This window comes from Streptomyces sp. NPDC055140 (assembly GCF_053607285.1).
In genome coordinates this window covers 1-5,860 of the sequence record NZ_JBSGTG010000094.1, presented here as the reverse complement: position 1 = coordinate 5,860, position 5,860 = coordinate 1, and the positions used below count along the sequence as shown (strand labels likewise).

General features: G+C 72.5%; 10 protein-coding genes. All 10 read right to left on the bottom strand.

What is annotated here, in order from left to right:
- Positions 1-150: 150 nt before the first annotated feature.
- A complete protein-coding gene (locus ACWFR4_RS47340; protein ID WP_376295863.1) occupies positions 151-459 on the bottom strand; it encodes a hypothetical protein in 309 nt (102 codons plus the stop codon).
- A 30-nt stretch (positions 460-489) separates the two neighbouring features.
- Positions 490-2,013, bottom strand: coding sequence for a protein rep (locus tag ACWFR4_RS47335; protein ID WP_376648124.1), 1,524 nt, complete (start codon positions 2,011-2,013; stop codon positions 490-492).
- A 790-nt stretch (positions 2,014-2,803) separates the two neighbouring features.
- Positions 2,804-3,172, bottom strand: coding sequence for a DUF7739 domain-containing protein (locus ACWFR4_RS47330; RefSeq protein WP_376648125.1), 369 nt, complete (start codon positions 3,170-3,172; stop codon positions 2,804-2,806).
- Complete coding sequence (locus ACWFR4_RS47325; RefSeq protein WP_376648126.1) at positions 3,169-3,411, bottom strand: hypothetical protein; 243 nt, start codon at positions 3,409-3,411, stop codon at positions 3,169-3,171. The genes ACWFR4_RS47330 and ACWFR4_RS47325 overlap by 4 nt, the downstream gene beginning before the upstream one ends.
- 1 nt (position 3,412) lies before the next feature.
- Positions 3,413-3,562, bottom strand: a complete 150-nt coding sequence (locus tag ACWFR4_RS47320; RefSeq protein WP_376295865.1) for a hypothetical protein — start codon at positions 3,560-3,562, stop codon at positions 3,413-3,415.
- A 5-nt stretch (positions 3,563-3,567) separates the two neighbouring features.
- Positions 3,568-3,882, bottom strand: coding sequence for a DUF7739 domain-containing protein (locus ACWFR4_RS47315; protein ID WP_376247450.1), 315 nt, complete (start codon positions 3,880-3,882; stop codon positions 3,568-3,570).
- A complete protein-coding gene (locus ACWFR4_RS47310) occupies positions 3,882-4,466 on the bottom strand; it encodes a DUF6197 family protein (protein ID WP_376247453.1) in 585 nt (194 codons plus the stop codon). Before ACWFR4_RS47310 ends, ACWFR4_RS47315 begins: the two co-directional genes overlap by 1 nt.
- 97 nt (positions 4,467-4,563) lie before the next feature.
- The gene (locus ACWFR4_RS47305) at positions 4,564-4,734 is read right to left on the bottom strand and encodes a hypothetical protein (RefSeq protein ID WP_376247456.1); all 171 of its coding nucleotides are present in this window, start codon (positions 4,732-4,734) and stop codon (positions 4,564-4,566) included.
- A 47-nt stretch (positions 4,735-4,781) separates the two neighbouring features.
- Complete coding sequence (locus tag ACWFR4_RS47300; protein ID WP_376247459.1) at positions 4,782-5,207, bottom strand: hypothetical protein; 426 nt, start codon at positions 5,205-5,207, stop codon at positions 4,782-4,784.
- Between the two features lie 272 nt (positions 5,208-5,479).
- Positions 5,480-5,860, bottom strand: a 381-nt coding sequence (locus tag ACWFR4_RS47295) for a DUF3631 domain-containing protein (RefSeq protein ID WP_453657992.1), incomplete at its 5' end; no start/stop codon positions are given.

The window sequence follows — 5,860 nt, the reverse complement described above, 5'->3', positions numbered from 1 at the left end:
CTGGTGGCCCCGGTCGACAAGGCGGCGACCGCCCCGGCTTCTCGGCCTGGACGCTCCCGCGTCCGGTCACCGGCTCCGGCCGACCACCGCCCGGAGCCCCCGGGGCTCCGGTGCCGGCGCTTGCGTCGGCTGCCCCCGCAGGACCAGGCGTCAGTCGGTCGGCACGGCGGGACGCGGGACGGTCGGGAGGTTCCAGTTGACCCACTTCCCCTTCTCGATCGAGCCGAGCATCACGGTGGCCTTGTCGTGCTCCTGGAGCTTGTCGGCGATCCAGTCCTGGGCGGCCGCGACGATGGCGGGTTCGGCGAAGGTGAACGGCTGAGCGGTCATGCCGTCCATCCGGTTCCAGACGGCAAGCAGCTCGTCGAAGCCAGCGGACGGGGCCGCCCAGAAGAAGACGTGCTGACCGCTCTGGTCGGCGATGCGGGCGAAGCTGACGTCAGGGAGATTGCGGGTCACGGTTGTTCTCCTCACGGGTAAGGCGGCTGGCTACTGGGCGGCGGCGAGAGTTTCGCGGCGGCGGCGGTGCAGGAGGCTGAGGAAGGTCTCGGTGCCGTCGACAACGCGCGCCGCGTCGAGCGCGGCCTGTGCGTCCTTGCGGGCGTCCCAGGCTCCGGGTGCCTGCCGGACGATCCGGGAGGCGCGACGCTCGCGGTCCTGGCGGTCGAACTCGTCGCGCCAGACAGCCATGCGGGCGGCGAGCGTCTCGCGCTCCATGCTCTGGAGGACCTCGTCGGCGGTCGGCACGGTCCCGGCCTCGAAGACGTCGGGCTCCTGGACGTCGAGTCCCCAGGTGAGTCCCCACGTCTCGATCAGGGCGCGTACGGCGGCGGCGCCGCCTTTCTCGGCGGCGTGCAGCAGGGCGAGCGGTCGGCCGGGGTGCCGGGCGATGTACCGGTACCAGGTCGAGGCGGGGATGCGGGCGAGCGGTGTCCCGGCCGATGCCTCGTCGGAGGCGACCTTGCCGTCGGCGCGGTCGTCCAGCTCGAAGCCGATCTCCTTGAGCAGGGCGCGCAGTCCGTTGGACCAGTACAGGGCTCGGATGCCGACGGCGGCCGCCACGAACTCCTGCCAGAGCTGGACGTCGATCGGGTCGGCGTCCGGGGCGGTGGCGGCGCGGGCGATCTCGAAGGGGGTCCGGTGTCCACCCTGGCCCTGCTTGATGTCCTGCCGGGTCAGCTCGTGGGCGACGCCCCACTTCGCCTTCCCGTCCTGGCCCTTCATCAGGTAGCGGGCGAGCTTGCCGGACTCGCCCCGGTCCGGGGCGTCGATCCGCACGGCGACGGGCTTGCCGTCCTTCTCGCTGATCTCGACCGGCATCCGGGCCCCGACCTTGACCAGGGCGGCGGACCAGACCTCGAACGCGAGGTGCTGGAGCTCCTGGACCTGACCGGCCGCCAGGGGCCGGGCCAGGAACAGCAGCACGTGGTAGTGCACGTGCCAGCCGTTCGAGCCGTGGGTGACCTCCCAGGCCCGGACGAAGCCGCGGATCTCGTACGCGGCTTTCGCGTCGCGCCAGGCCCGGCCCGCGTTCTGGCCGAAGCCGCGCTTCCACGCCTCGCGCTGCTTGCCGAGCAGGTCTTCGAGCCGGTCCCGGAGGTAGTGCCGCATGGTGAGCGTCATCATCACCAGGCCGCAGGACTGGCACTCCCAGAATTCCCCGACCTGCTCCAGCTCGTCCTGCCGTACGCGGCGGATCGAGGTCGAGCAGCAGGGGCAGACGTGGACCGAGCCGCAGGTGACGACCCCGGCGAACCCCGCCCGGCCGTTGCGGATCACGGGGGTGACGCCGCCCGCGAGGACGGACAGCCCGCAGTCGGCGAGCCGCTGGAGGCCGGACAGCGGGCGCAGGGCCTCCCGGAGGATGAAGGCCGCGTCACGGGCAGCCGTGTCCGTGCCGGTCTCCGGCTTCGCGCCGGGGACGCCTCCGCTGAACGGGGCCGCGTCCCTTTTTGCCGTGCGGCTGCCCGGGTTGTCCGTTTCGCCGTTCTGATGCAGGCCGCTGACCTGCATGTCCGTAGTTTTCGCGGTAGTACCAAGGCCGCGTCCGGATTTGGTCCGGGCCGGTGCCGCCGTGGCGGTCGTGGTGGGCCGGGCCGCCAGGGCTTCGCCCTTGGCGTTGGCGCGGTTCGCGCGCTTCCTGCATGCGTCAGAGCAGTACACACGCGGCCGTTTCCCGGGCGTGTGGGTGATCGGGGCCCCGCAGTGACACTGAGGCCCGGCGGGGCTCTCAGCGGGGCGCACAGCGCCTCCGGCGGGAGCGACGGCAGCGGGGTCATCACGCGGCGCGTCGGAAGTCTGGGGTGTCGCGGACGCCGAAGCGTCCCTTACGCTGGTAGGCACAGCGTTGGGTCCGTTCTGGTTGGTCTTAGCAGCTCGGTCGGTCGGACTCACGTGGCGCGGTTCAGGGAATAGGCCCCCTGGGTCGCGCCATTTTTTTGCTCCTGATGATCCTGGCACTAGTTGAGCCATTCGTTGCCCCCGCCCCGCCCGAGGGCCCTGTGGCTGGTGTGAATTGACGGTGCGGAAGAAGCCCCGCCCGGGTCTGGGCGGGGCTCCTGTGCGTCAGGTCCTCCTCGTCGTGAGCCTCGTCGGCCTATGGACGGAGTGGGCCTGTGATCCGTTACAGGCGCGCGCGTTCGCGTAGAGCGGTCTCATCAGTTCCACGAGCGTTCCTCTTCGCAGATCAGGGACTTGGGCGGGGGTCTCACCCGGTAGTACGCCGCCGGGCGATTTCCGTTACACCCCGGCCGGTGGCCGGCCACGCGCGCGCCCGCGTTGAGCGGTCCAAAAAGTGCAGCAACTACGTCTCGACCGACCAGGTCCACGGCTCGCTGTCGGCGGCGGCGCGGGCGGCGGCGTCGGCCAGGGCGCGGGCGAGTTCGGCGACAGCAGTCTTGATGCGGCGGTTGCGGGCGATGACGAGGAGCTGCTCGGAGAGCTGGGCTGCCTCGGCCGGGGGGAAGCTCCGGGCCTCCCGGTCGGCGAGGTCCTCCAGGAGCTGGACGAGCGGCGCGATGGTCGGACGGTCGTCCCAGGGCACCGAGTTCTGGGCGTACGGGCCCAGAGCGCGTACGGCGGCGAGCGGGTGGCGGTCCTCGCCGAAGAAGTCGGCACCGTGGCTGACGAGGAGCGAGGGCGCGGCCTCGACGATGGCGTGCTTGCGGGTCATGCCTGGCCCTCCGTGTCGGTGCGGTCGGCGAAGGCGGCGGCGACGTTCATCAGGAGGACCTCGGCGTTCATCAGGTGGCCGACGAGCCGTCCGGCGTCGGTGAGGTCGGTCGGTCGGATGTTCTCGACGTAGACGCGGACTTCCTCGATGGCGGCGGCCTGCGCGGCGGCCTGGATGGGGTCGACGGTGGCGGCGACGTCGGCGGCCGACGGGCCGGGGCCGGCGGGGGTGCGGTCCATGTCAGCTCTCCTCGTATCGGGCGACGTGGCAGGTCGGGCAGAGGGTCATCTGGTCGTGCTCGGTCCGCTCCGGGTAGAGGGCGGCGGTGAACGGGTCGTCCATCTCCTCGACGTCCGGGCCGGACGTTCCGCAGGTCTGGCAGGTGGCCACGGCGGTCAACTCCAGTTCCAGAGCTGGCGGGCGGCGGCGGCCCGGGTCGCGGCGGCGGCGAGGTCGCGGGCGAGCTGGCCGGACTGGCGGTCCATGAGGCCGGAGTCGGCGGCGCGGAGCAGAAGGCCAGCGGCGGCGCGGGCGCCGTCGGGGCTGATCTGGAAGGGGTCGCCGCTCGGGCGGTGGAGGACCGGCCGGAGGAGGGCCCAGTCGCGGGCGGTGAGCGCGTGGGCGGCGGCCTGGGCCAGGGAGCCAACGGCGTTGTAGCTGCGGTGGGTCGGCTCGCCGGTCACGGTGCCGTGGGAGATCGTCCAGCCCATCAGCGGGTCACCGCCGTACGGGCGGCCTCGCGGACGAGCGCCAGGACGTCGGCCTCGGTCCGGTCGGGGCAGTCGTTCCACGCGGCGTACGTCGCGGTGCAGCCGCGTGCGCGCAGGACGGACTGGAGGCGCTGTCCGGCGGCGGCGACCGTGGACTCGTCGCCCATGCCGAGCCGGTAGAGGACGGCCTGTGCTCCGAGGATGCAGCGGCGGCCGCCGGTCGTGCGGTGGGTGCCCTGGGCCCAGCCGTAGCGCTGGATGACCAGGGCGGTCAGCTCCAGGTGCTCGGCCACCGTGATGGGCCGGGCGACGCCGTGGCGGTGACGGATCATCGGGACGCTGAGCACCCAGTCGGGCAGCAGTCGCAGGACGCGGCCGGGCAGGACGGCGGCCGGTGCGTGCAGCTGCTCGGCACCAAGCGCTTCGGCGACGAGTTCGGCGGTGGTCTTGGTGACGAGCGGGTGGGCGGTGGTGCGGGTGCGGGCGGCGAGGTAGTGCTCGATGTCGGCGACCAGGCCGTCGACGTCGATGACGGCCTCGGCGGCGGGCGCCGGAGTTGCGGGGCGGGTCAGGGTCGTGCTCATCTCTGGGTACCTCCTGCGGTCCTACGGCTGCGGGTTGGGTGGGTGGGGCGCTCCTGGTGCTGTCCAGGCGGAGGGAGCGCCCCATCGGCATGTCCAGTCAGCGGATCCCACGGAGAGCGAGGACCGCGAGGGCGATCTCGTTGTGGGTCGCGCCCTTGGCGAGGGCCTCGGCGATCTCGGGGAGGCGGCCGGTGACCGGGTCGTTGGGCGTGCCTGCGGCGATGGCGCGGGCGGCGGCGTCGACGGCGTCCTGCTTGCTGGTGTCCATCACGGGTTCTCCTTCGTCGGGTTGGGCGGGACGGGGGGCGGGGCCGGTCACCACCAGCTCGACTTCTTGCCGCGGCCGGCCTTCGCGTTGCCCGCCGTGGTGGCGGCGACCTGCGCCTCCAGCGCCTCCAGCTCGCGGCGGTCCAGGCGGCGGTTGTACTTCTGGCCCATGCCGTCGAGCGGGCCCTCGCACTGCGTGGCCTCTTCGCTCAGGAGCTTCAGGCCCTGCGGGCGGACGGTGTAGACGGTGCCCTGGTGGACCAGGTCGGCGAGCGTCCCGGCGTTGTCGACGACCCAGTCCGAGACGAGCCAGGACCGGCCGGTGACGCGGCACTCGCGGAGCTGCTTGGGGTCCTCCCACGGGGCCCCCCGGGTCTCCAGCTCCACCGTCAGGTAGAGGACGGTCCCGATGTCGACGATCTTGCGGAGCTGGCGCAGGTCCCTCTCGGTGCGGAACGCGGTCTGCTTGCCCATGACGAACTCCTCTGCGGTGCGGGGTGGGTGGCCGTGGCGCTCCGGGTGCTGTCCAGGCGGAGGGAGCGCCACGGCGGGTATGGGTGGTTTTGCGGGGTGGTCCGGGGGGTGGTTGCCCCCCGGTCCGTGTGCGGGTTTGTACCGGTTTGGCCGATGGTCGGCCGGAGCCCCGGGGTGGTCGATCGACCGGTTGAGGGTCTTCGGCGACCGGGGGACATACCGGACCATTCCGGGCGCTGACCGGGGGTGAACCACCCGGGCGACCGGGGTGGTTAGCCCTTTTTGCGGGGGATCGCGTCGGCGATCTGGGCGCGGGTGTAGCCGTTGGGGTTGGCCATGCCGTCTATGGGGCCGAGCTTCCCGGTCGTGCCTGCTCCGGCGTCGCGGAGCCGGGCCTGCAACTGGGGCTTGGTGACGTCCTCGTACCGGTCGGGGAGCGCCTGCTGAAGCAGCTCCAGGAGCCGTTCGGTGCGGGCCCGGTCAACTTCGGCCGCGTCCAGGACGCTGACGCAGTCGGTCAGCAGCCGGACGCGGGCGGCCTCTTCGGCGTCCTCCTTGCCGTACTCGACCGCGTCGCCGGTGAGCGTCCCGGCGTCCTCGCGGAGCTGGCGGCCGCGCAGGCAGATGTCCCGGAACTCGGGGAGGTCGATCAC

Bases quoted from the DNA above. Each gene is read 5' to 3' on its own strand.
- ACWFR4_RS47305 (WP_376247456.1), bottom strand. From the start codon at position 4,734: ATGGACACCAGCAAGCAGGACGCCGTCGACGCCGCCGCCCGCGCCATC.
- ACWFR4_RS47330 (WP_376648125.1), bottom strand. From the start codon at position 3,172: ATGACCCGCAAGCACGCCATCGTCGAGGCCGCGCCCTCGCTCCTCGTC.
- ACWFR4_RS47300 (WP_376247459.1), bottom strand. From the start codon at position 5,207: ATGGGCAAGCAGACCGCGTTCCGCACCGAGAGGGACCTGCGCCAGCTC.
- ACWFR4_RS47315 (WP_376247450.1), bottom strand. From the start codon at position 3,882: ATGGGCTGGACGATCTCCCACGGCACCGTGACCGGCGAGCCGACCCAC.
- ACWFR4_RS47335 (WP_376648124.1), bottom strand. From the start codon at position 2,013: ATGCAGGTCAGCGGCCTGCATCAGAACGGCGAAACGGACAACCCGGGC.
- ACWFR4_RS47310 (WP_376247453.1), bottom strand. From the start codon at position 4,466: ATGAGCACGACCCTGACCCGCCCCGCAACTCCGGCGCCCGCCGCCGAG.
- ACWFR4_RS47325 (WP_376648126.1), bottom strand. From the start codon at position 3,411: ATGGACCGCACCCCCGCCGGCCCCGGCCCGTCGGCCGCCGACGTCGCC.